The sequence below is a fragment of the Methylophilus sp. 3sh_L genome (genome assembly GCF_046766015.1).
Taxonomy (GTDB): Bacteria; Pseudomonadota; Gammaproteobacteria; order Burkholderiales; family Methylophilaceae; genus Methylophilus.
Genome location: NZ_JBKOUF010000001.1, coordinates 646,306 through 673,162 on the forward strand (window position 1 = coordinate 646,306; position 26,857 = coordinate 673,162).

Genomic DNA, 26,857 nt, shown 5'->3' on the forward strand with positions numbered 1-26,857 from the left:
ACTGCAAACAAAAAAACCGCACAGTTGTGCGGTTTTTAAACACATTTAACTGCGTTGAAATGCCGTGTGGTCGCTTATAAATCTTGCGCCCAGGCATTGCCATAGACCTTGCCATTGCGCGAAAGCACCAGCATTTGGTACATGCTCACCACCCACATGTAGCTGGAGGCCAGGCTATAGCCGATGCCGCCGATAATGGTCAGCCAGGCAAAGTGGGGTGACAATTTGGTGAGCCACCATGACATCACGTCCACAATCAAAAAGGCAAACGGGAAGGCGATGGCAATGATTTTGGCAGGCTTGGGTACATTCACGGCAAAACTGAAAATCAGGCCAATAAAAAAGAAAATAAAACTGATGCCAAACAGGTGAATATGCGAGACACGGGTCAATCCGCTAATCGTTGCACCTTCGTTCACCTCGGCGCGCGCTTTGACTTCATCATAGTTGTTAAAGTTGGGGATGCCAGGGATATTGCTATGGCACATGACGCAATGCTGGGCAAATACTTGTTTGAAATGTGACTCCCACTGATCTTTCGGTGCGCCTTGCTGTGCCCATTTGATGATGTCCTGACGGACCTCTAAAGGCGCTTTGTCAGACATGGAGCCATTCAGCTTGCTGGCCAGTTTGGTCCCACTACGGTCACCGTAATAGCTGTAGACAATATCATTGACTGATAAACCGAATTTGCCATCGGCCATGCCGTGCGTCAGCATGATTTGCAGGCCAGCCATACACAGGCCCACGCCAATCACGAGCAGGTAGCCGATAAACAGGGCTTTTAGCGGTAAGGGCAGGTTAGGCAGGTTGAGCCATGGCAGCGTTTGAGTCTCTTGTTTCATCATGTTCCCTAGGGTTTTGTTATGCAGCAAGTTTTAATTTTTGCCAAGCATATCATTGCCAGGGGCAATCCAAAAACAGAAATACTCCCAAAAAAGCCTGCTTATCAGTGTGATTGTCAGCCAACTGCTATAATCCACACTTTTAAATCTACGGTAGTGATCATGCGTTTAGTGGTTCAAGGACCTGCCATCACCATGGCTCATCTTTCTCATCTTCATGGTCTGGTTGGCGGGCATGCGCAGTTTATGCAAGTGGCCGAGCATGCCTATTACCTGCCTGTGCCAGACGGTGACTATCTGGAGGTAACGACTTTTTGTGCTGTCCAGCAGATAGACTGCGCGCTGGTGCAAGACACTCATAGGCTTCAAAACATGGGCTTATGCGTCATGGACATGGACTCCACCCTGATCTCCATTGAATGCATAGATGAAATTGCCGACATGATGAACCTCAAGCCCCAAGTGGCCGAGATCACCGAGGCAGCCATGCGTGGCGAGCTTGACTTCTCTGCCAGCTTGCGTAAACGAGTGGCCTTGCTCAAAGGCCTGCCAGCGACAGCCCTGCAGCGCGTGATTGATGAGCGTTTAAGTTTTAACCCCGGCGCGCAAGCCTGGATCAACACCTGCAAGCAGCATGGCATTAAAACCATGGTGGTGTCCGGTGGCTTTACCTTTTTTGCTAACCACGTACAACAGACCTTGGGCCTGGATTACGCTGTTTCCAATACATTAGAAATCATAGACGGTAAACTCACCGGCCAGGTGCTGGGCGAGATTGTTGACGCCCAGCGCAAAGCCGATGAACTGCTTAAATTGCGTGATCAGCTGGGTCTTTCGGCCGCGCAAACCATTGCCATTGGCGATGGCGCCAATGACCTCAAAATGATGGCGGTTGCCGCGGTGGGCGTGGCTTATCACGCTAAGCCAGTGGTGCAACAGCAAGCCATGTATGCACTCAATGTGGTCGGTCTGGATGGGGTGGCGAATTTGCTGACAACATAGATTCGTTTATGGTTGAAATCCGCCGAAAATAAACACAATTTATCGAAGCCGCCGCCCAGGTCGTTCTTGATGCAAGTGCCGCGCACCACAACGCCAGTTTTGTACTAGTGGAAAAAGCAAAAAATCGAGAAAGCTAGATCATATGAGTATTCAGAGGTCTTTAGAGCAACTAGCTAAAATGATTGATGAAGCTGATTTCCTTTTAAATGAACAGCTTGCGAACGATGCTCTGGCCAGGGCTGATGAATTAGAAAGCAAATTGGAGTCAACGCAGTTTGTTGAGTTTTACTATTTCAAAGCTAACGCTTGGTCTTCTTTGCGACGCATTAAACATCAAGATGAGTCAAGGATTTGGGGATGGCAACAAGAAGAAATACTTCATGAGATTTATTATTTAAGATGTGCAATCACTCATAGTGCATTTGAAACAACTGATGATTTCCGAAAGTGCCAAATTTTGGTTAATACAGGCAATATTCTCAATCATATTGGTAGACCCATAGAAGCAATTGAGTATTGGCGTAGAGCTTTAACCATCATTCCAAGTTTTGCAATGGCTAAAGTGAATCTTGCATTAGGTTGGGAAGTTTATGGAAAGCTGTTATATGACCGACGTCATTCCTGTCTTTTGTTAAACCAAGCTTACAAAATGTATAGTTCGCTAAAAACTGGTAGGCTTATTTGGGATTCTGAGGATTTTAAGCAAATTTTTTCAACTGTAATTGAACACGAAAATCAAATTCGATTGCATGTGGATGTTGAAAAAATTGATTCAATACCTTTAGATGGGTATAGCTTGGGTCGATCAAAAGTGGAGAGAATTTATCGTGTTTGGGTATTAGAAAACACCTTGTTTCTAAATCCTTTAAACGATATTGGTGCCCATTCAATCGCTTCAACAGACATTTTGCATTTGCCCAGCCTAGTGACTGATCAGTATATGGTGCCCCACCATTACGGTTTCTTTAATCAGTTAAAACAAGAGTTTGCAAGTGCACGATATCAACTTTGGCAATCAATTAGTGAGTGTGATTTATGTAAAAAGCATGTTTCTGATAAAGATGTTTATCTAGTTGATACCCTTGATTTTTCACGCTATGGCATGGCGATTGAACAAGTGAAGTTGGCTTTTCGCTCTAGCTATTCATTATTAGATAAGGTTGCATATTTTATTAACGACTATTGGGATTTAGGTCTGCCCAAACGGCAAATCACTTTTTCAAAAGTCTGGTACAAAAATGCTAAAAAAATAGATGGGATACATCTGCAACTAGAGAATTTGGAAAATAATTGCTTAAGGGGGTTATATTGGTTGAGTAAAGATTTCGTGGACGAGGGGAATGAGGGCGAGTTATTACTTGGCAAAGTTATGGAGCCTGATGCAACAAAACTTGCCGGATTGAGAAATCACTTAGAGCATAAATATGTAAAGGTTCATGATGAATTCTTTTTCGACAGAGACCTGAGTGGCGGAAATTTCTTTGATGATGAACTGGCTTTACATATCTCGACTGAGGAGCTTATTGCCAAGAGTATAAAACTTTTGAAATTGATAAGAGCCTCTTTGGTTTATTTATCTTTAGCTGTCCATAGAGAAGAGCAAGTCAAAGCATCCAAAAAACCAAACTTCAAAATGCCCGTAATCATGACGCCAATTAAATAAAAAGCGACCGCTGCACCGATCGCTTGTATGGCTTTGATTTGAGAGTTGTGCAGAACCACAGCTTCGCTACCACCATTGCATTGTATTGCTCATGCAGTTTTCTCACAAGTTGTCGAATAAAAAGCGCCCAAGGAAACCAAGGGTGCTTTTGCTGGATACGGTGTAGTAGTGCGAACTCAGTCGCAGCACTAAAGAGAGTATTCATTGAATATGTACCAGTAATTCACATGATTGGATAAAACCCATTTTGGGTATTATAATTCCCAAATTGGGTTTTATTGGGGTGGCTATGAGTATTTCTGATGCTTTGTTTACAAAAACGCAACAGCGAGTAATGGGGTTGTTGTATGGTAAGCCTGACCAAGCTTTTTACACCAATCAGATTGTGCGTTTGGTGAGTATGGGGAGCGGAACTGTGACGCGCGAGCTTGCGCGTTTATCTGATGCTGGGCTTTTGGTGGCGAGGCAAGAGGGGAATCAGTTGTATTATCAAGCCAATCCACAAAACCCGATTTACCATGAGCTGTTGGGGATTGTAAAAAAAACGTTTGGCGTGTCCGATGTGTTGCGCGATGCGCTAGCGCCTTTATTGAGTCAGATGGATTTGGTTTTTGTGTATGGCTCGATAGCAAAAGGCGAGGCGACGGCGACCAGCGATGTGGACCTGCTGGTGCTTGCTGATGCGTTGGCTTATGCGGATGTGATGGCTGCTTTGCAAGTGGCTGAAGGAAGTTTGGCACGCAAGGTGAACCCCTCTATTTATACAGTGGCGCAGGTGCAACAAAAGTTGGCGGAGGGGAATGCGTTTTTAAGCCGTATTGTGGCGCAGGACAAAATTTGGATAAAGGGCTGTGACGATGACCTTGGAAAACTTGTTCAAAATTAAGCAACTAAAACAAGAGCCACCAGACCAAAAAGAGTTTGATGGCTTTGTGCGCTCTGCGAGAGTTAAATTGCAGGATGCAAAATTGGTGGGTTTGTCAGAAGAAAGCCAATTTTCGTTGGTTTATATCGCCGCACACACCTTGGCATTGGCGGCTTTACGCTGGCATGGTTATCGGTCAGAGAATAGATACACGGTGTTTCAATGTTTGCCACATACCGTGGGGCTTGAAAACGCAAAGTGGCGCGTGTTGGATAAGTGTCATCATCAACGTAACTTGGCAGAATACGAAGGCCATTTAGAAATCACACCGCAGCTGATGGCTGAGTTTGTGGCAGTCACTGAGGAGCTGTTGGGGTTAGTTAGTAATATGGAGCCTTTGCCCTAGATAAAAGCCTCATTTTGATACATAAGTCTTTCAGAAGGCTTGTTTAAAAGGGGGTCATAGACTAAAAGCTACGCATAAATATTTGATTTATTTTAATTTTTTGAAAATAACATTTGCTATTGTTCTGCATAAAGCGCATAGTGGGTGCACGCGACGTTCAAGCATTGTTGTTTTCTCTGGTGGTATCTTCTGGTTCTCTCGTTAATCCTGCTTACTTGTTCCTCGCCCTTCAAGGGTTATCCCTTTCATTTTTTACAAAGGATTTAGATATGGCTACAGGTATTGTCAAATGGTTTAACGATGCAAAAGGCTTTGGTTTTATTACGCCGGATCAGGGTGGCGATGATTTGTTCGCTCACTTTTCCGAGATTCAATCAGCAGGTTTTAAAAGCCTGGCGGATAACCAGCGCGTTTCATACAACGAAACGACTGGCCCTAAAGGCAAACAAGCTTCTGCGATTCAGGTGATTGCATAGTCACGCCTGACCAAGTGGCGCAGTAAAAAGCCCGGTTTCGGGCTTTTTTCATTATTGAAAAAGGAATCGCATGGCTAAAGAAGAATTGATTGAAATGCAGGGTGCAGTGACTGAGGTGTTGCCGGATGCGCGCTATCGCGTGACGCTGGACAATGGGCATCAGTTGACTGCCTACACTGGTGGCAAAATGCGCAAGCACAAAATACGTATTTTGGCGGGCGATAAAATCACCATCGAAATGTCGCCTTACGACATGGGCAAGGGACGCATTACGTTCAGGCATCTGCCGCCCAGAAGACCTGCTTGAGTCCACCTGCCGCTCTTTTCGGCGTGTAGTTGATCTTGCTCAGCTAGAAAAAAAGCCCCTTGCGGGGCTTTTATCGTTGATGGCATCACGCTGATCGCGCTTAGTAGTCCATCTCAGGCATCGCAGGCGTTTTTTTGTCCTCTTTGGGCAATTCGGCCACGGTCGCATCGGTGGTCAAAATCAGCCCGGCAATCGAGGCGGCATTTTGCAGCGCGGTGCGAGTCACTTTGGTGGGGTCGACCACACCGGTTTCCACCATATCCACATATTCACCTGTCGCGGCGTTGTAGCCGGTGTTACCCGTTGCCTCAAGCACTTTGGCGATGACGACTGAAGGCTCTTCTCCGGCATTTTTCACAATCGCGCGCAAGGGTTCTTCGATTGCGCGCAACACGATGCGGATGCCAGCATCCTGATCATCATTATCCCCCTTGAGGGCACCGATGCGGCTGCGAGCCCGCAGTAAAGCCACACCGCCGCCTGGGACGATGCCTTCTTCCACCGCTGCTCGGGTGGCGTGCAAGGCATCATCCACGCGGTCTTTTTTCTCTTTCATTTCGACTTCTGTGGCCGCACCGATTTTAATTACCGCGACGCCACCGGCCAGCTTGGCCACGCGTTCCTGCAGTTTTTCCTTGTCATAATCTGAGGTAGCTTCCGCTATTTGAGTCCGGATGGACTGCACACGGGCCTTAATCTTGGCTGCATCGCCTGCGCCATCAATGATGATGGTGTTTTCTTTTTGCACTTCAACGCGCTTGGCGTGGCCCAAGTGTTCAAGGGTCACTTTTTCCAGTTGCATGCCGGTTTCTTCGGACACCACAGTGGCCCCGGTCAGGACGGCAATGTCTTCCAGCATGGCTTTGCGGCGGTCACCAAAGCCAGGTGCTTTCACAGCAACCACTTTGAGGATACCGCGCATGCTATTGACTACCAGGGTCGCCAGGGCTTCGCCTTCCACGTCTTCGGCAATGATCAGCAAGGGTTTGTTAGCCTTGGCGACGTTTTCCAGAGTTGGCAACAAGTCACGGATATTGCTGATTTTTTTGTCGTAAAGCAGAATCATGGGCTCATCAAGTGCCGCCACCTGCTTGTCAGGATTGTTGATGAAATAGGGGCTGATATAACCCCGGTCAAACTGCATGCCCTCGACCACTTCGAGTTCATTTTGCAGTGACTTACCTTCTTCCACCGTAATCACGCCTTCTTTACCGACTTTTTCCATGGCATCGGCGATGATCTGGCCAATGGCATGGTCAGAGTTGGCAGAAATCGCACCGACTTGGGCAATTTCTTTATGGGTGGTGATGGCTTTGGACATGGATTTAAGCTCATCCACCAGGGCTGTCACGGCTTTATCAATCCCACGTTTTAGGTCCGTGGGATTCATGCCGGAGGCGACTGACTTCATCCCTTCTTGCACAATCGCCTGAGCCAGCACGGTAGCGGTAGTCGTACCGTCACCGGCCACGTCAGCTGTTTTGGAAGCGACTTGCTTCACCATTTGTGCGCCCATATTCTCCAGCTTGTCCTGCAACTCGATTTCCTTGGCGACGGAGACACCATCTTTTGTAATCACCGGGGCGCCAAAGCTGCGCTCCAGCACGACATTACGGCCTTTGGGCCCTAAGGTAACCTTGACCGCATCGGCCAGGATATTCACGCCTTTTACAATTTTAGTGCGGGCATGGTCATGAAATTTCACATCTTTTGCTGCCATCGTTTATTCTCCTATCTGTATTACTAGTTCAGTGATTAAGCGACTTTCTTGAGATCATTAGCGCTGGATTCAATCACGCCGAGAATGTCTTCCTCGCGCATGACTAACAGTTCCTCGCCATTCAGTTTGACGGTCTGGCCAGCGTATTTGCCAAACAGGATATGGTTGCCCACTTTCACTTCCAGTGGTCGCAGGCTACCGTCTTGCAGCTGTTTGCCGCTGCCGACAGCAACCACTTCTCCCTGCTCGGGTTTTTCTGCGGCGGTATCAGGGATAACAATGCCGGAAGCGGTCGTCCGTTGTTGTTCGACTCGCTTGACAATGACGCGGTCATACAGGGGACGAATATTCATGTTCAATTCTCCTTAGCGAATAAGTTCAACAAAAATACCGCTGGAGAAATTTGCAGACGCAACTGGCAATCATGCCTCCAGCGGCGAAGTGAATATCAGCAGAGCTGCTGATATCGTGAAAATAGGGGCGGCCAAAAAAATTTCAAGAGGGCTAAAGCGCTCTTTTTTTGACTAAAAACTGATTCACTAACTGGCTGATTTCAAATTTGCGGAAATGCTTTTTAATGGTGACCGCATAAAAATTTTCGAAGATGCCGTCCAGTTGTGTGAATGACTTGAGCACGCCATTTCTCAACTCATCTTTGACCACGACCTCGGGCATTACCGTTAGTGCCTGACTATCGCGGGCAAGCAGCCGCAGCATGGCCATGTCGTTGGCTTCGGCAACAATGTGCGGCTCAATATGTTGTAACGCACACAAGCCATCAAACGCGGCACGAATCGGACTGTCCTGGTTCGGCAAAATCCAGTTGTACTCAGCATATTTGCCGGAAAAACCGCTCTTGATCTCAAAGCTAGCAGGGCCGATCACGCTGATCGGCTGCCGGTCAAGCAGGATGCACTCCCATAGTTGGTCGGCATTGCCGCGCACCTCGATATTGGTTAATGCCAAATCCAGCTGGTGATTCGAAAGCGCATTGAGCAAGTTTGTTTGCCCGCTGGCTGAAATTTCGAGCTTGATCTCCGAGTGGTTTAACAGGGGCTCAACAAAACTCTCAATAAAGTTTCTCGACATGGTGGAGAGTACGCCAATCCGCAAGGTTTGACTCTCAGACTCGATGCCTTTTCTCAGCAGGTTTTCAAGTTCAATGCCTTTGGTGAAGATCGAATCAGCATAAGAAAAGGCCAGGTTGCCAAATTCAGTCAACACCAGCTTACGCCCTTGCCGCAAAAACAGGATGCAATCCAGACTCTCTTCCAGTTGTTTGATCTGGGAAGAAAGCGCCGACTGCGAAATGTGCAGTTTTTCCGCGGCCTTGGTCAGGCTACCTACTTTCACAATGTGCCAAAAATATTGCAGGTGATGATAGTTTAGTCGGGCCATATATATGAAAAATAGAACTAAAAGTTAATATTTATATATTTTACCTAATTAAATGCCTGCGTCAAAATGCGACTTACTTGTTATTTATGTTTTTAAAGATGGATATATAGGTGACATTGTGATGATGAAACGGCTAGAAATTGACGGTCGAATTGTGACGGTTTATCCCAAGCGAATAGAGATTAATGGGGAAGAGGTTGTGACGCAAGGTGAGGTTTTGATTGAGCTGCAGCCTGAGGTATGGGTGACGGACCAGATGGAAACAGCTTTCAATAGTCCGCCTGAGGGTGCGCTGACAGCAGCCTTGCAGCCTGTGGTTGAAGAAAGTCATCCTGGCTAATCTTTAACTTCTATAAAAGTTAATTTTATATTCTGTTTTATAAATGTATTTTTTTGTGCTGAAAGGCGATGTGGATGGATGGGATAGTATATTTTACGCTGGTGCCTGCGCTGGTCATGGGCCTGGCGGCATTGCTGAGTGGCGGGCTGTCTTGGCAGCATGATCGTGGTTGGCGGCTTTTTAAAGGGCTGACCATCACCGCCTTATTGGCAACGGTGGTTTCTGCCGGAATAGTTGCCGTGCATGCCTGGTCCGCGCCGCCTGCTTCTTTTAGCATGTTTGGGCTGTTTGTTTCGCCTTTGCAAGCCATGATGGCTTGCCTGGTGCAATTGCTGGGCTGGGTGATCGGGCAATTTTCCGCCAGATACCTCGAGGGTGAAGCAAAGCAAAAAAACTTTGTAACCGCCTTGAGCCTGGTACTTGCCAGTGTGCATGTGCTACTGATTGCAGATCATTGGTTGCTGTTTGTCGCCGCATGGTCAGCCATAGGGTTCTGTTTAAAACACTTGCTGTGTTTTTATGCGGAGCGGCCATTTGCGTTGTTGGCCTCTCATAAAAAGACGGCCGCAGATGTGCTAGCTGACAGCCTGTTAATGTTGACGGCCTTGATTGCCTATGTAGAAACCGGCAGTGCGCACATCTCAGTATTTGTGGCACACGTTGCAAGCCATGGCTTATCGCAACTGAGTAGCTGGTGCGCTTTGCTGCTGGTTGTGGTGGTAGTTTTAAAAACAGCGCTGTTGCCGGTGCATGGCTGGTTGATCCAGGTGATGGAAGCGCCGACACCGGTGTCCGCCTTGTTGCATGCTGGGGTGGTTAACCTTTCGGGCTACGTTCTGATCCGCTTCGCACCGTTGTTTGAGCAAGCCACGCTGGCCAGACATGTGCTGTTAGCTATCGGTCTGGTTACGTGCCTGTTTGCTTCGCTGGTGATGTTTACCCGTGTCAGTATCAAGGTGCGGCTGGCCTGGTCTACGGTGGCGCAAATGGGCTTTATGGTGGTGGAGTGTGCATTGGGTTTATATACCTTTGCCGCCTTGCACCTGTTGGGACACTCAATTTACAAAGCCTACGCTTTCCTGTCTGCCGCAGAGATCGTGACGCATACCCGGGTGCAGCGCATGGCCGGTAAATCTGTGTTTGCTAAATTGAGCCTGATCCTGGCACCAGGACTGACCACATTGCTGGTATTTGCAGTGCAGTACAGCGCTGGCGCCCAGTTGTGGCCTGCCTGGTGGAGCCTGGTACTAGCCCTGGCCTGGGCACCGTTGTTGTGGCAGGTAGTCGGGCAGTCCTCTTCTTTGCGTCTGCAATCCTTGCTATTCGGCACGCTGCTTACCCTGCTATTAACCCTGGTGAGTGTGCTGTTCCATCATTTGCCATTAGGGATACAAGATCACCCCGACCTGGCGGCTGGCTGGCTGACAGTATTGGCCATGGGGCTGTTATACGCTGCGACCATCATGATCCAATGGATGCCGGCACGCTTGGACGCGCTGCACCGCTGGGTATATGCCGGATTCTATCTGGATGAATTTTATACCCGCTGGGTGTTGCGACTGTGGCCTGTCAGTTGGGGCAAAAGCACACATGCCAATTACTAAACGCGATTTTCAGATTAATGCATAAGGGAGCCGTAAATGTTTTTCATTGAAGACCAAGTTTTCCCAGGGCGTCGTAATCCACAAACACACGCTATCCGTGATGAGGCCATCGCCCAGGCTTGCCAACGTGCCTGCGATAGTATTGCACCGACTTGGCCACTGGATCAGTCCATCGCTGTGAACCCGCACTGGAAACGCATCCATCTGCCCCTGAGAACCGTGGCTGCGCGCATGGCAGTGCTGGGCAATATGCAAGTGTTCCCGGCCAGGAGCGATATGCTCAATGCCTGGCAGCGGGGACGGATTACAGCGCAGGACCTGACCCAGGCCATGACCCAACTGGGGCTAACACAGCTCACAACTGCAGATTGTTTGGCGCAGCTATCCCAACCGCTGGCGATTAACCAGTTACCGTTGTTGATTGATGTACTGGACGATGATGCCCAGCGCTTCCAGCGCCTCACCTGGCGTGATGCGATTACCCATCAGGTGAGCCAGACGTGTGCGGCTTATTTTGACCGTGACCAGTCTGACTGGCAGCCTGCGCGGGCTGGGGGCTTATACCAGTTCTGGCGGGACATGATCGTGCATGACCATGGCATCGGCGTGTTGATGGGCTTGCCGAATATTCACCAGTTTCTGGATTACTTACCAATGAACCGTCAGCAGGCTGAACGCTGGGTGGTGGAGGCGTTAGGCCTGGATGAGTCGGTGCTGGCAGATTATTTTGAGGCCGTATTGCTTACCGTCAATGGCTGGGCATCCTGGTGCGCCTATCTGGATTGGCAAGCTCAATTACAAGGGGAGAGCGATGACAGCCTGCGTGACTTGCTGGCGATCCGGCTGGCATGGGGCGTGATTTTAATGCAATGCAAGGGCTTGAATGCCACCAATAGTGCAATCAAGGTCATTCAGCACAAATGGCAGCATGCGGCAGCGCAAATTCAAGCGGCAGAGCAGGCATTACAAGTGGATGAGCTCTGGCAGCTGGCGCTTGAAACCGGTTATCAGCGCCAGCTGGCACAACAACTCAGTCAAGTGCCAGAGGCTGTCACAGCGGCTCCCACGCCGTTGATTCAGGCTGCGTTTTGTATTGATGTGCGCAGCGAACCTCTCCGGCGGGCAATCGAATCACTGTCACCCAATATCCAAACGTTGGGGGCAGCGGGCTTTTTTGGCTTGCCGATTGCCTATCAACCTTTGGCCTCCGGTTATCAGCGGCCACAGTTGCCAGGTTTGCTGGCACCTAGCTTCACTGTCCATGACCAAGTCATAGCCGGTTCTGAGCCTGTCAGCGCAGCGGCGCCGGCCGATAGCAACGCATTGCAGCTGAAAGTCGGTCAAAAACGGCTCAGGAATTTTATGGTCTCTGGCCAGGTTAAGCGCCTGAGCAAATATCCCGGTGCAGCGTTTTCCTTGGTAGAGAGTGCCGGTCCACTGTTTTTAAAACCGTTGCTGGACATGATCAAGCCGCAGTTGCAGGCACGCAGCTCACTTGATCAGCAGGGTTTGCCGAAAAAATACCGTTCTATCACCCGGCCACAGTTGCAAACGGCGACCGTGGCTGAAAAAGCAGAGCTTGCCGCGCTTGTACTCAATAGCTTGGGTTTGGCCACTGGCTTGGCGCCACTGGTATTACTGGTCGGGCACGCCAGCCAGAGCAAAAACAATGCGCATGCCTCCAGCCTGGATTGTGGGGCTTGCTGCGGGCAGTCCGGCGAAGTCAATACGCGTGCGTTGGCTGCCATGCTGAATGATGCCGAAGTCCGGGCGCAACTGGCGACCATGGGGATGGTGATTCCAGCCGAAACCGCTTTTGTGGCAGCGTTGCACAATACCACCACGCAAGAGATACAAGGCTTTGACCTTGACCTGCTGAGTGCGGCGGGCCAAAGCTGCTGGCAACAGGCAACTGCACTGTTTGCCGCCGCCGGTGAAGTGGTGCGGGCGCAATTAGCGTCTACTGCAATGCCACAAACAAAACCCGTCGATGCGGTTCGTTTGTTTAAAGCGTTTCGTCAACGTGCCAACGATGCTGCGCAGACCCGGCCAGAGTGGGGGTTGGCCAATAATGCGAGTTTTATTCTGGCCCCGCGCGCGCGTACCAGACATCTCAACCTGGCAGGCCGGGCATTTCTGCACGAATATGATGTTGAGGCTGACCAGGATGGTCGCTTGCTGGAGCAGCTGATGACCGCACCGATGCTGGTGACGCACTGGATTAACTGGCAGTATCATGCCTCGGCCTGTGAGCCAGCCAAACTGGGTAGCGGCAACAAACTGTTACATAACGTGGTTGGTGGGCGCATTGGCGTGTTTGAGGGGAACGGCGGTGACCTCAGAATCGGTCTTTCCAAACAGTCATTACATAATGGCCAGCAGTGGATGCATGAACCGCTAAGGTTGACGGTGGTCATCCTGGCTAGCCAGCAGCACATTGAGCGGGTGATTAACCAGCATGCCACGATTCGGCATTTGCTTGACCATGGCTGGTTGCATTTATGGTGTGAAGACCAAGGGCAGCGCTGGCGTTACCAAGCAGGACAATGGCACTTGCTGGATTAATTCCCGCAGTGCTGCCTGCTTAAATGACTTTTCTGCCTATGACCATGCATGCTTGATGAGGGGATCAAACATCCAGCATGCATGTTGTTTTATAAGATAAAAGCCTGGTCTGCGACCTCTGGCAGGCCTTCAAACAAAGGCTTGGCAAAGTAATAGCCCTGAAACAGGTCGATCCCAAAATCGACCAGCACCGCCAACTCTTGTTTGGTCTCAACGCCTTCTGAAATGACTTCAATATTGAGTCCACGGCACACATCCAGAATGCTTTTGACGATCAGCTGTTTGGTTTTATTCTGGTCTATGTCGCGGATCAGGTTCATGTCGAGCTTGATAATGTCTGGCTGCCACTCGGCCAATAAATTTAAGCCGGAATACCCCGCACCAAAATCATCAATGGCCGTCAGGAACTGATGTTTTTTATACTCGGCAAAAATATTTTTTAAATGCGCATGATCGGTGATTTTTTCAGCCTCAGTCACCTCAAACATGATGCGTTTTTTATCGAAGCCGAGCTCATCGCAAACCGCCAAAGTGGGCTTAATGCAATTTTCCGGCTCGTAAACGGCATTGGGCAAAAAGTTGATTGAAAGAATCTGCTCAAAATGCAAGTTATGGGCCAAGCGTATGGCTCTAGAGCGGATCGTTTGGTCAAAGCTGTGAATCTTGGATAAGTCAATCTGGTCTAGGATGTAGGCTGCGGGTTGATTATCTGGACCACGAACCAGGGATTCGTAACCCCAGGTTTTTTGTGCATTAAATTGAACAATCGGTTGAAAAGCCATTGAGAACGCCATGTCTAATTGCTTGGGATTACACTTGCCACATTGCATAAACTTACAGGTTCCCACAAATTAAACATACATTGATCAGTATACATTGATTATATGCCTCTGGGTAGCAGCCAAAGTAGCATTTAAAAGCTGTTCTATTCAAAGCGGAGAGAGGCAATCCTCATTGCTTGCTCTGTCACTGATTACTGAATTAACCGAAATCGCTATTCAGATAAGCTAATTCTTGCTCAGTGAATCCGGCTTGTTTGCGCGCTTCAAGATTAAACGGTGGCCGCAGTTTAGGCGCGTGGTATTGTTGCCGCAATGCTTCAAAAGTCTCTACCATCTCGAGTTGGCGCTGCGCGCACAAATAAGCAAACCAGCGGTTACCAATCGCCACGTGGCCGATTTCATCGCGCAGGATAATATCCAGGATAGCGGCAGCGGCCTGGTCGCCTGCTTGTAACAGTTTTTGTTTGAGCGGAGGCGTGGCATCCAGACCGCGCGCTTCCATGGTGCGTGGTACCAGTGCCATGCGCGCCAACACATCAGATTGCGTTTTTTCCACCATCTCCCACAGGCTGTTATGGCCATCAAAATCGCCGTAGTCAAACCCAAGCTGTTGTAGATGTTGGCGCAGTAAAGAAAAGTGGTAGGCCTCTTCTTTGGCCACTTGTAGCCAGTCAAAGTAATACGCGTCAGGCATCCCGGTGAAGCGCCAGACCGCATCCAAGGCCAGGTTGATGGCATTAAATTCGATATGGGCCAAGGCATGAATTAAAGCGGCACGTCCTTCGGCCGTATTCATGGCCCGCCGTTGTACTTTGCCAGGGGGCACTAGCGCCGGCCGCTCTGGCCGCCCTGGAATCGGCTGCCCATTCAGTTGCGCATGTTCGGCAGATAACGCCAGCTTTGGCTGGATAAGCAGTTGGCCGCTTTGGCTGGCCTCCCACAGGGCAGTCACCTCAAGACATTTTTGTTGGGGGTCCTTTAGCGTCAAGGCTTGCAGGGCGTAGGTTCTCAGGCAGTTCGTCATAGCGTTCGAATTTTACCGTGAATTGGCTGCCAATGTGACCGCTGACCGGATGTGTCAGGCCTGGGGAGACACTGATGCTGGCATTATGGTGCTCAGCAATCTCGGCGACAATCGCCAGCCCAAGGCCGCAACCATTGCCCTGGTTAGGATCCAGACGGTGAAAACGCTCAAAAATCAGCGTGGTTTGATCGGCTGGAATACCGATGCCGCTATCGGCCACTTCCAGCATGGTGTATTTGCCTGATTGCCATAAACGGATTTGCAGCAGCCCTTGGCGTGGTGTGTATTGAATCGCGTTTTCCAGCAGGTTGTTTAATAGCTCAGAAAGCATGACTGCATCGCCGAGCACCAGATCCTGTTGCGTTTCGATTAATACATCCAGCTCTATCTGTTTGTTACTGGCAGGGCCGATCCAGCGTGCACATTCATCTGAAATGATGTTGGTGAGGGAGACTGGTTGAAATTGTAATTGCGACACAGCGGCATCGGTTCTCGCCATCGTCAAAAGACGCTGTATCAGGTGTGATAGGCGGGTGGTGCTGCGTAACATAAAGTTAAGCGGCTCTTGCAGGGCTTCTGGCGGTTGGCTACGCAAGGCCAGTTCGGCCTGGGTTTGCAGGCCGGCAATCGGCGTCCGCAACTGGTGTGAGGCATCGGCAATAAATTGCTGTTGCTGTTGCAAGCCAGCCTTGACCCGCGAAAGCAAGGCGTTCATTGCTTGTAGCAAGGGTTGTAATTCATGCGGGGTAGCTTGCGTATCCAGCGGACTCAAGTCGCGGTAAGAGCGCTGGTGTAACGATTCCCTGAGGTCTTTCAGCGGTTTAAGCGCAAAATAAATCCCCAATTCAATCACAACGGCGGCCAATAACATCATGAGCACTTGTGGTAACAGCATTTCTTCCACCATTTCGGCCACCATGGCGTCGCGTTTGCCTGTGGTTTCGGCCATGCTGATCAGGATATTACGCGCATTGGCCGCTTCGCTTTCTGGTAAGCCAAACGTCACAGCGCGGATAGCTTCGCCTTTGTAATGACTGTTGTAGTAAATCTGCTGATTGCCTGCGGGCAGTTGCTTGGGTAAGGGTAAATGCGCTTCGCCAAACACCAGCTTGCCATTGGGGTCACTGATGTTGATATAAATATGATCGCCTTCGTTATAACTAAGCAAATGGCTGGCGATTTCAGGGATTTCAATTTTGACCTGATTATGACTATCAATCACCACCTCATCTGCCAGCGCGAGCACTGTGCGCAACAAGGCCTGGTCATAGGCTTGGGTCGCATACAGCAGGGCGCGTGAGTAAGAGAGTGCAGCAGAAACACCAAGTACAACCAGCATGGGCAAGAGTAGCCAAAGCCGCAGCTGGCTTTTGAGTGACAGGGGGGGCATCATGCGGTCACCCTTTAAGACTGCGCATGTTGTTCAGCCTCTAGCATATAGCCCAGGCCACGCACTGTGCGGATATTGGCGCCACTGGGCTCAATTTTTTTACGCAGGCGGTGTATATAGACTTCAATGGCGTTATCCCCCAGCGTTTCATCCCAGTTACATAAAGATTCCATAATTTGCTCTTTGGCGATGATTTTGCCCATTCGCATCATTAAGGTTTCCAGCAAATGCAGTTCACGTGCAGATAAGGTGACGGGCTGGTCGTTGATGGTCGCCAGCTTATTGGCTACATCCAGTTTAAGGTTGCCACATTGCAAAGGCAGGTTGTTGCCTAATTTGCTGCGACGGATCAGCGCCCGCACCCTGGCTTCCAATTCTTCGAGATGGAACGGCTTGGTCAGGAAGTCATCGGCCCCCACATCGAGGGCTTGTACGCGGGTGGCGACGTCTTCACGCGCAGTGAGTATCAAGACGGCGATCGGGTTAGCTTGTTGGCGCAGGTGTGATAGTAAGCTCATACCGTCCATGGTGGGTAAGCCCAGATCCAGAATGACCAGGTCATATACATCATCGTTAATCGCCCGTAAGGCTTGTTTGCCGTCAGTGACATGATCGACGGCATATTCTGCTTGCGTCAATGCGCGAACCAACCCGTTTGCAATTACCAAATCATCTTCCACTATTAATAGACGCATTATTGTCACCTGCTTGTTTGAATGCATTCAGTTTACATCAATGGCAGCGTGATGTACGGCTTGTAAGCTTGGTGCAAGGCAAGCGTAAGTTCGGTGTAAGGCCGGAGGCGTATTGTTGCACCTGTAGACAGCGAGGCAAGAAAAAAGCTGATCAATAACAAAGTGGTCAACGGGTTTGAACGTTTATGGAGCGATCATGAAAAAGAGCATGCTTCTGATCATGGGTTTTACAGGATATTTACTTTCGATGCCAGTGCTGGCGGGGACCAATCCTCAGCCGCATGACCAAGTAGAAATGCAAAGACATCTGAAAGTTGCCAAACACGCTGGTGCGCAGCCAGCGGTCAATTCCCAAAAGGAGATTGACAAAAAAACTGCGCAAACCAAGTAACTGTGAAGTTGCCTAAGCGCGCTGAATTCCCTGCAGCGACGTTTAGGCAATCAGCGGTTTCGTGTGTATCCTCTCACTTTAACCACGCTCCCGCGTGGTTTTTTTTGCCTGTTATCAACAAAAATCGCCAGAAAATTTCTGGCGACGTGATTGAAACCTGAGTGAATAAATGGCGTTTAGCGTAAAGGCAGGATATCCAGCACGCCAGCTTTCATATCGGGGACTAGCAGGTGATGGTCATCCTGGCTTAACGCAATGTCGGCAGCCGATTGGTAGCCTTGCTTGATCAGCGTGACTTTATGTTGCGTATCCACACGGAATATCTTGCCGGACTTCCAGTCACTGACATAAATCGTGCCATTGGCTTGCCGCACCAAGCCGTCACCTCCACCAAACCCTCGTGCAATCTCTTGCAGCGATTTGCCTGCCAGATCGTAGCTGTAAAGTATGCCCGAAGTGAAATCGACCAACAGTAAGTGTTCGCCCTTGGCATCGGCTAACAAACCATTCGGTGCCAGGATACGTTCATCAATCTTGCCATCCAGGAGCAAGGTGACCTGGCGTTGCGGGCTTACTTTGTAGATGGCGCCACCTTTGCCTGTGCCTAGGATGTCCCCGCTATCACTGATATACAGATTACCGTTGGCATCCGCCGCGAGGTCGTTCAGGAATTGCGGCGGCTGGGTGAACTCATTGGCAGACAAAAACACCTCAGTGGTAGCGCCTGGCTGGTTCAGTGCAACACGCAGTACACGGGTTTTGTCAGCAATATACAAATCGTTGCCAATAATGACCAGGCCTTTGGGATCATCCAGCCCTTTTACCAGAATGGAGGATTGGCCATGGTCCAGTACACGGATTTGGCCGTCGCCATCCTGGCCAAAACCATTGATTTCTGACACATAAATTTTGCCATCGGCCGCTTGTACGACGGACTCAGGTGTTAGCAGGCCTTTTACCGGCTCCAGGGGTTGCGCATAGGTGACCAGGCTGGTCAGGCTAAGGCTACTGGCTAAAAGCCATTGCATCCATGTAGTTGTGTTCGGGATAAATGATCGCATATTTTCTCTCTAGAACAAGGCTTTAGGTTGTGACAGCGTATCAATGCTATTGCACAAGGCTTGATAAGTTTGTACGGGCGCGGCCACGACAGAGGGCTCATAAGCCGGATTTTGCTGGATTTTCTGGATCACCTGCTCAAATGCCTGCTGGTAGGACTGGCGGGCAAAGTTCTCTACATTGTAGGTCAGCCAGCCACGCGATTGGCCTTCGCCTTTCACCGTCATCAATGGTTTACCCAGTGCGCTATCCGCGGCAGAAGTGTTATACACTCTGGCCGTGATCTCACTGTAAAACACGCCGGTTTGCGGGTTGTAAAACATATTGGGTTCGATCACCACCAATGCCTGGCCTTGTGCTTCAGCCTGGCAGCTGGATGTCGTGTAATGTTGTGCCTGAAAGCTGTTTAAGCCGACCGATTCTGCAATTTCAGCGCGGTTATGCCAATAAACAAAATAAGGGTTCAGCAAACGCACCGGATGCTGGTAAAAAGACTCTGGCACCTGAATCACCAATGCAGGTTGGGCACCTGCATGGCTGACAGGTGTTAAGGCCAGGCACAAGGCACCGGTTAAATAGGTTAAAAGACGTTTCATTTCAATCTCCTCAAACAATTCACCCAGACCAAAACGGGTCTGTGGCATGAATCCTTTATGACAGCGTTTTGTGACGGATACGGTAAATCCAGCCTGTCAGGTCATCACTCACGTATAACCATCCGTCTGCGCCGACGATGACATCGACGGGTCTGCCCCAGGCCCCGCTATCCTGCAGCCAGCCCTCAATGAATGGGACGGCCGCGACAGGCTGTTGGTTCCTGAATTGTACACGTAGCAAGGCGTAGCCGCTGGGTTGTTTGCGGTTCCATGAGCCATGCAATGCCACAATGGCATCTTCACGCAGATCGGCTGGCAAGCGGCTCTGCTGTAGAAAACTGATGCCGATAGGCGTGCTGTGCGCAGGCAATAGCACGGCAGGGGCTTGGGCTTGCTCACACACCTGTGCTGCGCCTGGCATGTTAGGGTCTGCAAAGAGTTTGCCAGGGCGTGCCGGGTCTCCCCAGCAATAGGGCCAGCCGTAGGATTTTCCGGCTTCTATCCGGTTCAAGTGCTCTGGTGGCAGGTCGTCATCGGTTGCCCCATTCAGGCGGCCACTGCGATTATCCGCGCCATTATTGGTGGCAAACAGCGCACCCGTTTGCGGGTGCCAGGCAAGGCCTTGCGTGTTGCGCAAGCCAGTGGCCCATACTGCGCTTTGGGCATGCCAACCCACGGTAACCAGCGCACCGGCTGGCCGGCCCTCTGCGGTAAAGCGTAACAAAGTTGCACGCAAGGGCGACTCTTCGACGCAGACATTACAGCTGGAGCCGACATTGACAAACACAAAGCCATCTGGCGACACCTTAACCGTTTTCAGGCTATGGCCACCACTGGGCAGGTTGCGGATAAACGGTTGCGCAGGCCCCCAATGGTCGTTTTGCCAGGCCAGTTTTACGACGCCGGTTTGCTCCGCAACCAGTAGGTCTTGCCCCTGTAAGGCGAGCCCCTGCGGGGCATTCAGTCCTTGCGCCACGACCACCGCTTGACCGTCCGCTTCAATACGCAGAACGCGGCCGGTGTCTGGCAGACTCACCAGTAATTTTCCTTGTGGGTCTAGTGCCAGCATGCGGGGCATGCCCCAGGCGCTGACATCACTAAACCGTTCAATCTGCAGCCCGTCAGGCACCCGCAGTTGCTTCAATGCCTCTTCTGCCAGCAAGGGTTGCGCCTTGGCATAGTGCAAACCGGTGGCCATGCCCAAGCCTATCAGCAACCAGCAAAGCAGGCGCACGCGCTGGTCACTGGCTGAATGCAGTCTGCGTGAGATCATGTCAAGGTATCCGCCCAGATATTCTGCGCCCAGGCCTGTGCATATTCACCTTCCTGCACACTGGCTTTGGCAGAAACGCCGCCGCCTTCTGCAGAGACCATGCTTTTCTTGAGCGGGTCATAGCGGTAAACATTCGCCACATGCATGGCTTGCTGGTCATCTACAAAGCTGTAGCAGGTATTGGCAAACACCGGCAATGGGTTCGGCGCATCGCCCGTCTGCAACGCAATGATTGCAGCGGCACATACTTTGGCCTGGGAGGTCGCCATATGCGCGGACTTGGGCAAGCCGGCAGAAATACTGTCACCAATGATATGGACGTCTTGTTGCACCGATGAGGCATAGGTGACGAAGTCTACTTCGCACCAGCGCTGATCCACATTCACCAGCCCGGCGACTTGGGCCACTTTCCCTGCCAGTTGCGGTGGGATCACATTCAGCACATCGGCCTTGACCGATTCAAAATCGGTTTTGACTGTTTTGCTCACTGGGTCCAGCTGCAGTATCGTACTATTGTTGTGATACTCAATCAGGTCTTTATAAGCGCCCTGAAAGCTTTGTAAAAACAAGCCTTTTTTCGAGACGATGTCGGCATTCGCATCCAGGATAATCACCTTGCTGCGAGGTTTGTGTTGCTTGAAATAATGCGCGACCTGACAGGCGCGTTCATAAGGGCCGGGCGGGCAGCGGTAAGGGCCGGGCGGAATCGTCATCACGAACACGCCACCATCGGGCATGCTCTCCAATTGTTGCCGTAACTGCAGTGTCTGCAGGCCCGCTTTCCAGGCATGCGGAATGTCTGCGGCAGGGCTGGTCATGCCGGTGATCTTCTCATAATTGAAATCCACTCCTGGCGCCAGAACCAGACGGTCATAATGCAGCTTGCCACGGCTGAGCTGGACTTGTTTGTTGGCTAGGTCAACACGGGTGACCGTGTCTTGTACCCAATCAATGCCATGCTGCTTGCGCGAGAGTGCATAGCTAAAACTCAAATCGTCTAGCGTGCGGCTTCCGCCTAATACCAGATTGCTTTGCGGGCAGGAAATAAACTGCGGATTCGGTTCAATCACAGTGACTTTGAGATTGCCCATGCTCCAGTCGCGTAAATATTTGGCGGCAGTCAGGCCTGCAAAACCGGCACCGACGACAACGACATGTCCCAGCGGCGGTTTGTTGGCACGGGCAAATGCAGGCAATCCATAAAAGGCCAACCCGCCATAAATGATTGAGCGCACAAATTGTCTGCGACTGCGATTATTGGCAGGGGGATTTTTAAATAACGCATCCATTATTGTCTCCCCAAAAAAGACTGGTGAGGTAACGCGGGAGGCGTCTGCCTGGGCTGCTGCGCAAAATAGGCAGCCAGGGCTGCGATTTCCTCGCTGGTCAGCCCTTTGGCATGCTGGTGCATCACCGTCGCGCTGACTGACCCATCTTTAAAGCCCTGCATGCGCTGGATGAAGTAATCCTGGTTAAGCGCTGCAAGCGTTGGTGTGCCGCCCAGGCTGTTGCCCGCAGGCCCATGGCAAGCAGCACAAGAGGCTGCCAGCGTCCGTATTGCCAGCGGATCTTGCGTATATCCATACACGGGTACGCTCATCAAATAGATGCATAACAAACGGCTTAATAATGACTTCATTGCTCCCCCCGAAACACATGATCAGTTTGAAGCCCCATTATTCTGAATGGCTAAGGTCATGTGAGTGACTGCGGTTACACAGAGGATTCGGTTACCGCGAAATTTATGAGCACGTACAAACAAAAAACGGCCATGAATTTCATGACCGTTTTAATCTTAACACCCTCTCGCAAGCTCGCCGATTAGAAGCATTTTTCTTCCTGGCAACCATCATCTTTGGTGCCCAGCTTCGTCAACAAATCGACCATTTTCTGGTTATTTTCTTCTCTAAAGTAACGGATCAGGGACACATCGCCTTTGAGCTTGATGTTCACATCTGCACCAGCGGATGCCAGGTACTTCATCGTTTCTGTATCGCCAATAAACGCAGACATATGAAAAGCGGTATTGTGGCTGGCCGGGTGCACATAATTTAAATCAGCGCCTTTAGAAACCAGGTATTTGACGACATCCAGTCTGCCTTTGGAAGCGGCCATTTGCAGTGGCTCCCAGGCAAAGAATTTTTGTTTGACCAATGAAGGGTCAGCTTCGACAAACTTTTTCACCACTTTGACATTGCCGCCGGTCAGGGCCTCGGTAAATTCCATGTATTCCTCATCGGTCAATGCAAAGGCTTGCAATGCAAATGACAGTGAGAATAAGGCCAGTAAAAACTTAATTGATTTCATAATCTCTCCAAACACCTGATTTCATTTTTTAAAAATAACCACTTGATTTTGATTCTAAAATACCTGGGAAACCCAGGTATTTCAAAACAGTTGGCTTAACCCACAAACTTGCGTGCGTTTCTAAACATGCGCATCCAAGGGCCGTCCTCTTGCCAGCCATCTGGCCGCCAGGAGTGTTGCACTGCTCTGAATACACGCTCAGGATGAGGCATCATGATGCTGAAGCGGCCGTCTTGCGTGGTGAACCCGGTTAAGCCCTGAGGCGAACCATTCGGGTTAAACGGGTAGACTTCGGTTGCTTGTGCAGCATGATCCACATAACGCACTGTTGCCAGTTGCTGTTGTAGCACACTTGTGACCGCGCCCGCATCAGTAAATTCCGTAAACCCTTCACCATGGGCCACTGCAATCGGCATGCGGCTGCCTGCCATGCCATCAAAGAAGATAGAGGGCGAGGCTAAAATCTCTACCAGCGCCACGCGGGCTTCAAACTGTTCTGACTTATTGCGTACAAAATGTGGCCAATGGGCAGCCCCAGGAATAATGCTGTGCAGGTTGCTCATCATCTGGCAACCGTTACAGACGCCCAGTGCAAAGGTATCTGCACGATTGAAGAACGCGCTGAATTCATCACGGGCACGGCTATTGAACAGTACAGACTTGGCCCAGCCTTCGCCCGCACCGAGGACGTCACCATAAGAGAAACCGCCACAAGCCACCAGGCCAGCGAAATCCTTGAGGACCACACGGCCACTGATGATGTCACTCATATGCACGTCGACACTGTTAAAGCCTGCTCGGTCAAAGGCGGCCGCCATTTCGGTCTGGCCATTCACGCCTTGCTCACGCAAGATCGCCATCTTGGGGCGGTTGCCGGTGTTGATGTAGGGGGCGGCAATGTTCTCGTTAATGTCAAAGGTCAGTTGGGCATGCAAGCCGGCATCGTCGGCATTGAGGATGCGGTCATATTCTTGTTTGGCACACGCTGGATTATCGCGCAGGCTCTGCATGCGGTAAGTGGTCTCGGACCACATGCGGTGCAGGTCGATGCGCGACGCCTCGTAACGGCCATTTTTCTGCACAATGACAATCTGCTGGCCTGGCGTGACCTGGCCAATGGCGTGTACACAATCTCCCAGCTGTTGTTGCAATTGCTGCATGACCCCAGCTACATCGCTGGCGCGCACCTGCAAGACTGCACCCAGCTCTTCGTTAAACAGCAGGCTGAGATTGTCTCCCGACAGGCTGGAAACATCCACTTGCAGACCACAGTGGCCGGCAAATGCCATTTCTGCCAGCGTGACAAACAGGCCACCGTCTGAACGGTCATGGTAAGCCAGCAGTTTGCCGTCGCTATTCAGTTGCTGAATCGCGGCAAAAAATGCTTTCAGTTGCGCAGGCTGGTCTACATCAGGCACGGTGTTGCCCAGTTGCTGGTAAACCTGGGCGAGGGCGGAGCCACCCATGCGGTTTTTGCCATTACCCAGGTCGATCAGGATCAGTTCGCTGTCACCCAGGTCGGTACGCAACTGGGGCGTCAGGGTTTTACGCACATCTGGCGTATTGGCAAAGGCAGAAATCACCAATGAAATCGGGGCCGTAACCGCTTTGTTTTCCCCCTGGTCCTGCCAGACGGTTTTCATACTCATCGAATCTTTGCCGACGGGAATGCTGATGCCCAGGGCTGGGCACAATTCCATGCCCACGGTTTTCACCGTTTCATACAGGGCAGCATCTTCACCCGGATGTCCCGCCGGGGCCATCCAGTTGGCAGACAGCTTCAAGTTGCCAAGATCACTGATCGCTGCTGCGGCAATATTGGTAATCGCTTCGCCAATCGCCATGCGGCCGGAGGCTGGGGCATCAATCAACGCCAGCGGCGCTTTTTCACCGATGGCAAACGCTTCGCCAATGTTGGTCTCAAAGCCAGCACAGGTGACGGCGACGTTACTCACGGGCACTTGCCATGGACCGACCATCTGGTCCCGAGCAATCAAGCCGGTGACGGTGCGGTCACCGATGGTGATCAGGAAGGTCTTGTCTGCTATGCCAGGCAGGCGCAACACGCGTGATATGGCATCGTGCAATTCCACTTTGCTGGTATCAAAAGCTGTGAGTGCCTTGTTGACGGATTTGACGTCGCGCAGCATTTTGGGCGGTTTACCCAACAAGACGGATAAATCCATATCGACTGGCTTGTTGTCAAAGTGGCGGTCTTCAACGGTTAAATGACGTTCTTCGGTGGTGACTCCCACGACGGCAAACGGGCAACGTTCGCGCTCACAAATCGCTTCAAATAATGGTAACTGGTCTTGCGTGACGGCGAGCACGTAACGCTCTTGCGCTTCGTTACTCCACAATTCACGCGGACTCATGCCTGGCTCTTCGTTATGTACATCGCGCAACTGGAACACGGCGCCAACCTTGGCGTCGTTGACCAGTTCGGGGAAGGCATTTGAAATACCACCAGCACCGACGTCGTGAATGCTCAAAATCGGGTTCTTGTCGCCCATTTGCCAGCAGCGGTCGATGACCTCTTGTGCACGGCGTTGCAACTCGGGGTTGCCACGCTGGACGGAGTCAAAGTCCAGGTTTTCAGTGTTGGCCCCTGTATCCATGCTGGAGGCCGCGCCACCACCAAGGCCAATCAACATGGCCGGTCCGCCCAGTTGGATCAGGGCGGCACCAGCAGGAATACTGTTTTTATGGCTATGGCTGTCAGCAATGTTACCCACACCACCGGCCAGCATGATGGGTTTGTGATAGCCACGCACTTCTGTTTTACCATCGGCGCCAGTGGTTTCCAGTTCAAAGGTACGGAAGTAACCGGCAATATTCGGGCGGCCAAATTCGTTGTTGTAAGCCGCGCCACCCAGTGGGCCATCTATCATGATTTGCAATGGGCTGGCGATACGGCCAGGTTTGCCGTAATCGTTTTCCCAGGGTTGCTTGAACTCGGGCAGATTGAGGTTAGAGACTGAGAAGCCAGTCAGGCCTGCTTTGGGCTTGGAGCCTATGCCGGTCGCGCCTTCATCACGGATTTCTCCCCCAGCACCCGTCGCCGCCCCGGCAAAGGGCGAAATCGCAGTCGGATGGTTATGCGTTTCCACCTTCATCAGGTAATGCATGTCGTCTTCGACAAACTGGTAGCTGTGATCAGCCGCCGGGAAGAACCGCTTGGTTTTCTGGCCTTGCACAATCGAACTGTTGTCAGAGTAGGCGACCACGGTATTGCCCGGGTTGAGCTTGTGCGTGTTGCGGATCATATTGAACAGTGACAACTCTTGTTGCACGCCGTCAATCACCCAGTCGGCATTGAAAATTTTGTGACGGCAATGCTCTGAGTTGGCTTGCGCAAACATCATGAGCTCGACATCCGTCGGGTTGCGGCCCATTTTGCGGTAATTTTCCAACAGGTAATCGACCTCGTCAGGGGATAAGGCCAAGCCCATCTCGCTGTTGGCAGCCTCCAATGCAGCTTTGCCGCCGGCCAGGATATCCACGCTGGATAAAGGTTTAGGATCTGCATGGTGATAGAGCTTTTCTGCATCCGCCCGCGTATCCACCACGGTTTCGGTCATACGGTCCTGAATGGCAGCGCGTAACGCCTGTTTCTCAGCGACGGTCAGTGCCTGGCCATTTTTGGTGGTGACGTAATAAGCAATGCCGCGTTCCAGGCGCAACAGGCTGCCCAGGCCACAGTTGTGTGCAATGTCGGTCGCCCGTGAGGCCCATGGTGAGATGGTGCCTATGCGCGGAATGACCAAGAGCAACTCCCCAGCAGGGGACTCGATATCGGTATGTGGCCCATAAGTCAAAATCTGGCGCAGGGTCTCTTGTTCGCTCGCACTCAAGGCAGATGCACTGAAAGCAAAGTGCACGAATTCAGTATAAATATGGGCGATATTTGGCGCGCTGCTATTGAGGGCGCGATACAGTTTATCGAGACGGAATTGAGAGAGGGCGGCGCTGCCGCGCAGGCTTAGGAATTGCGCTTGACTAGACATGAGGCGGTTGGATTTTTCAATGAAAATTCAAACCGCTATTTTAACAGAAAGCGCGTCTGATATCGAATGCGCTGATAGCGCATCCAGCCACAGCAGCCGCCCAAATAAAACAGCAACCCGTAGGTTGCTATGTATGTATGCC

The 26,857-nt window shown here is 50.9% G+C and carries 25 protein-coding genes; 10 read left to right on the forward strand and 15 right to left on the reverse strand.

All coding sequences use genetic code 11. From position 1 onward, the window contains the following. Positions 1-74: 74 nt before the first annotated feature. The gene (locus ACIDF8_RS03260; protein ID WP_412009644.1) at positions 75-845 is read right to left on the reverse strand and encodes an elongation factor-1 alpha; all 771 of its coding nucleotides are present in this window, start codon (positions 843-845) and stop codon (positions 75-77) included. A 162-nt stretch (positions 846-1,007) separates the two neighbouring features. On the opposite strand from ACIDF8_RS03260, the gene serB reads away from it, so the two are divergent. The 6 genes from serB (at position 1,008) to infA (ending at position 5,564) form a co-directional block, all read left to right on the forward strand. Continuing rightward, positions 1,008-1,847 (forward strand): phosphoserine phosphatase SerB, encoded by an 840-nt coding sequence (serB, locus tag ACIDF8_RS03265; protein ID WP_412009179.1) that lies wholly within the window; start codon positions 1,008-1,010, stop codon positions 1,845-1,847. Positions 1,848-1,989: 142 nt separating this feature from the next. Continuing rightward, positions 1,990-3,510 carry an LA2681 family HEPN domain-containing protein gene (locus ACIDF8_RS03270; RefSeq protein WP_412009180.1) on the forward strand — a complete coding sequence of 507 codons (1,521 nt, stop codon included), beginning with the start codon at positions 1,990-1,992 and terminating at the stop codon, positions 3,508-3,510. Between the two features lie 289 nt (positions 3,511-3,799). Next, on the forward strand, positions 3,800-4,396 hold the full coding sequence (locus tag ACIDF8_RS03275; protein ID WP_412009181.1) for a nucleotidyltransferase domain-containing protein: 597 nt from the start codon (positions 3,800-3,802) through the stop codon (positions 4,394-4,396). Then, on the forward strand, positions 4,368-4,781 hold the full coding sequence (locus ACIDF8_RS03280; protein WP_412009182.1) for a hypothetical protein: 414 nt from the start codon (positions 4,368-4,370) through the stop codon (positions 4,779-4,781). Before ACIDF8_RS03275 ends, ACIDF8_RS03280 begins: the two co-directional genes overlap by 29 nt. Positions 4,782-5,050: 269 nt before the next feature. Then, entirely contained in the window at positions 5,051-5,257 is a 207-nt protein-coding gene (locus ACIDF8_RS03285) for a cold-shock protein (RefSeq protein ID WP_194748312.1), read from the forward strand. 70 nt (positions 5,258-5,327) lie between these two features. Then, entirely contained in the window at positions 5,328-5,564 is a 237-nt protein-coding gene (infA, locus tag ACIDF8_RS03290) for a translation initiation factor IF-1 (protein WP_018985872.1), read from the forward strand. Between the two features lie 100 nt (positions 5,565-5,664). Here the strand turns inward: infA and groL are convergent, their stop codons facing one another. The 3 genes from groL to ACIDF8_RS03305 all read right to left on the reverse strand — a co-directional run bounded on the left by groL (position 5,665) and on the right by ACIDF8_RS03305 (position 8,682). Then, positions 5,665-7,284, reverse strand: coding sequence for a chaperonin GroEL (groL, locus tag ACIDF8_RS03295; RefSeq protein WP_412009183.1), 1,620 nt, complete (start codon positions 7,282-7,284; stop codon positions 5,665-5,667). A gap of 35 nt (positions 7,285-7,319) precedes the next feature. Beyond that, positions 7,320-7,637 (reverse strand): co-chaperone GroES, encoded by a 318-nt coding sequence (locus tag ACIDF8_RS03300; RefSeq protein ID WP_412009184.1) that lies wholly within the window; start codon positions 7,635-7,637, stop codon positions 7,320-7,322. Between the two features lie 151 nt (positions 7,638-7,788). Then, positions 7,789-8,682, reverse strand: a complete 894-nt coding sequence (locus ACIDF8_RS03305; protein WP_412009185.1) for a LysR family transcriptional regulator — start codon at positions 8,680-8,682, stop codon at positions 7,789-7,791. 121 nt (positions 8,683-8,803) lie between these two features. Between ACIDF8_RS03305 and ACIDF8_RS03310 the strand changes: the two genes are divergently transcribed. The 3 genes from ACIDF8_RS03310 (at position 8,804) to ACIDF8_RS03320 (ending at position 13,191) form a co-directional block, all read left to right on the forward strand. Continuing rightward, positions 8,804-9,022 carry a hypothetical protein gene (locus tag ACIDF8_RS03310; RefSeq protein WP_412009186.1) on the forward strand — a complete coding sequence of 73 codons (219 nt, stop codon included), beginning with the start codon at positions 8,804-8,806 and terminating at the stop codon, positions 9,020-9,022. A gap of 74 nt (positions 9,023-9,096) precedes the next feature. Next, entirely contained in the window at positions 9,097-10,626 is a 1,530-nt protein-coding gene (locus tag ACIDF8_RS03315) for an NADH-quinone oxidoreductase subunit L (RefSeq protein ID WP_412009187.1), read from the forward strand. Between the two features lie 36 nt (positions 10,627-10,662). Continuing rightward, complete coding sequence (locus ACIDF8_RS03320; RefSeq protein WP_412009188.1) at positions 10,663-13,191, forward strand: YbcC family protein; 2,529 nt, start codon at positions 10,663-10,665, stop codon at positions 13,189-13,191. An 89-nt stretch (positions 13,192-13,280) separates the two neighbouring features. Here the strand turns inward: ACIDF8_RS03320 and ACIDF8_RS03325 are convergent, their stop codons facing one another. From ACIDF8_RS03325 to ACIDF8_RS03340, 4 genes are all read right to left on the reverse strand, one after another. Continuing rightward, complete coding sequence (locus ACIDF8_RS03325) at positions 13,281-13,985, reverse strand: EAL domain-containing protein (RefSeq protein ID WP_412009189.1); 705 nt, start codon at positions 13,983-13,985, stop codon at positions 13,281-13,283. A 187-nt stretch (positions 13,986-14,172) separates the two neighbouring features. After that, complete coding sequence (locus ACIDF8_RS03330) at positions 14,173-14,997, reverse strand: ferritin-like domain-containing protein (protein ID WP_412009190.1); 825 nt, start codon at positions 14,995-14,997, stop codon at positions 14,173-14,175. Beyond that, positions 14,927-16,390 carry a sensor histidine kinase gene (locus ACIDF8_RS03335; protein ID WP_412009191.1) on the reverse strand — a complete coding sequence of 488 codons (1,464 nt, stop codon included), beginning with the start codon at positions 16,388-16,390 and terminating at the stop codon, positions 14,927-14,929. Before ACIDF8_RS03335 ends, ACIDF8_RS03330 begins: the two co-directional genes overlap by 71 nt. 11 nt (positions 16,391-16,401) lie before the next feature. Further along, positions 16,402-17,082 carry a response regulator gene (locus tag ACIDF8_RS03340; protein ID WP_412009192.1) on the reverse strand — a complete coding sequence of 227 codons (681 nt, stop codon included), beginning with the start codon at positions 17,080-17,082 and terminating at the stop codon, positions 16,402-16,404. Between the two features lie 196 nt (positions 17,083-17,278). Between ACIDF8_RS03340 and ACIDF8_RS03345 the strand changes: the two genes are divergently transcribed. Then, the gene (locus tag ACIDF8_RS03345; protein WP_412009193.1) at positions 17,279-17,473 is read left to right on the forward strand and encodes a hypothetical protein; all 195 of its coding nucleotides are present in this window, start codon (positions 17,279-17,281) and stop codon (positions 17,471-17,473) included. A 176-nt stretch (positions 17,474-17,649) separates the two neighbouring features. On the opposite strand, the gene ACIDF8_RS03350 is transcribed toward ACIDF8_RS03345, so the two are convergent. The 7 genes from ACIDF8_RS03350 to purL form a co-directional block, all read right to left on the reverse strand. After that, the gene (locus tag ACIDF8_RS03350; protein ID WP_412009645.1) at positions 17,650-18,501 is read right to left on the reverse strand and encodes an SMP-30/gluconolactonase/LRE family protein; all 852 of its coding nucleotides are present in this window, start codon (positions 18,499-18,501) and stop codon (positions 17,650-17,652) included. A gap of 42 nt (positions 18,502-18,543) precedes the next feature. Continuing rightward, entirely contained in the window at positions 18,544-19,176 is a 633-nt protein-coding gene (locus tag ACIDF8_RS03355) for a hypothetical protein (RefSeq protein ID WP_412009194.1), read from the reverse strand. A gap of 7 nt (positions 19,177-19,183) precedes the next feature. After that, positions 19,184-20,401 carry a PQQ-dependent sugar dehydrogenase gene (locus ACIDF8_RS03360; protein WP_412009195.1) on the reverse strand — a complete coding sequence of 406 codons (1,218 nt, stop codon included), beginning with the start codon at positions 20,399-20,401 and terminating at the stop codon, positions 19,184-19,186. After that, positions 20,398-21,690, reverse strand: coding sequence for an FCSD flavin-binding domain-containing protein (locus ACIDF8_RS03365; protein ID WP_412009196.1), 1,293 nt, complete (start codon positions 21,688-21,690; stop codon positions 20,398-20,400). The genes ACIDF8_RS03360 and ACIDF8_RS03365 overlap by 4 nt, the downstream gene beginning before the upstream one ends. After that, positions 21,690-22,040, reverse strand: a complete 351-nt coding sequence (locus ACIDF8_RS03370; RefSeq protein ID WP_412009197.1) for a c-type cytochrome — start codon at positions 22,038-22,040, stop codon at positions 21,690-21,692. The genes ACIDF8_RS03365 and ACIDF8_RS03370 overlap by 1 nt, the downstream gene beginning before the upstream one ends. A 182-nt stretch (positions 22,041-22,222) precedes the next feature. Continuing rightward, the gene (locus tag ACIDF8_RS03375) at positions 22,223-22,708 is read right to left on the reverse strand and encodes an ankyrin repeat domain-containing protein (protein WP_412009198.1); all 486 of its coding nucleotides are present in this window, start codon (positions 22,706-22,708) and stop codon (positions 22,223-22,225) included. 95 nt (positions 22,709-22,803) lie between these two features. Then, complete coding sequence (purL, locus tag ACIDF8_RS03380; protein ID WP_412009199.1) at positions 22,804-26,715, reverse strand: phosphoribosylformylglycinamidine synthase; 3,912 nt, start codon at positions 26,713-26,715, stop codon at positions 22,804-22,806. Between the last annotated feature and the right edge of the window lie 142 nt (positions 26,716-26,857).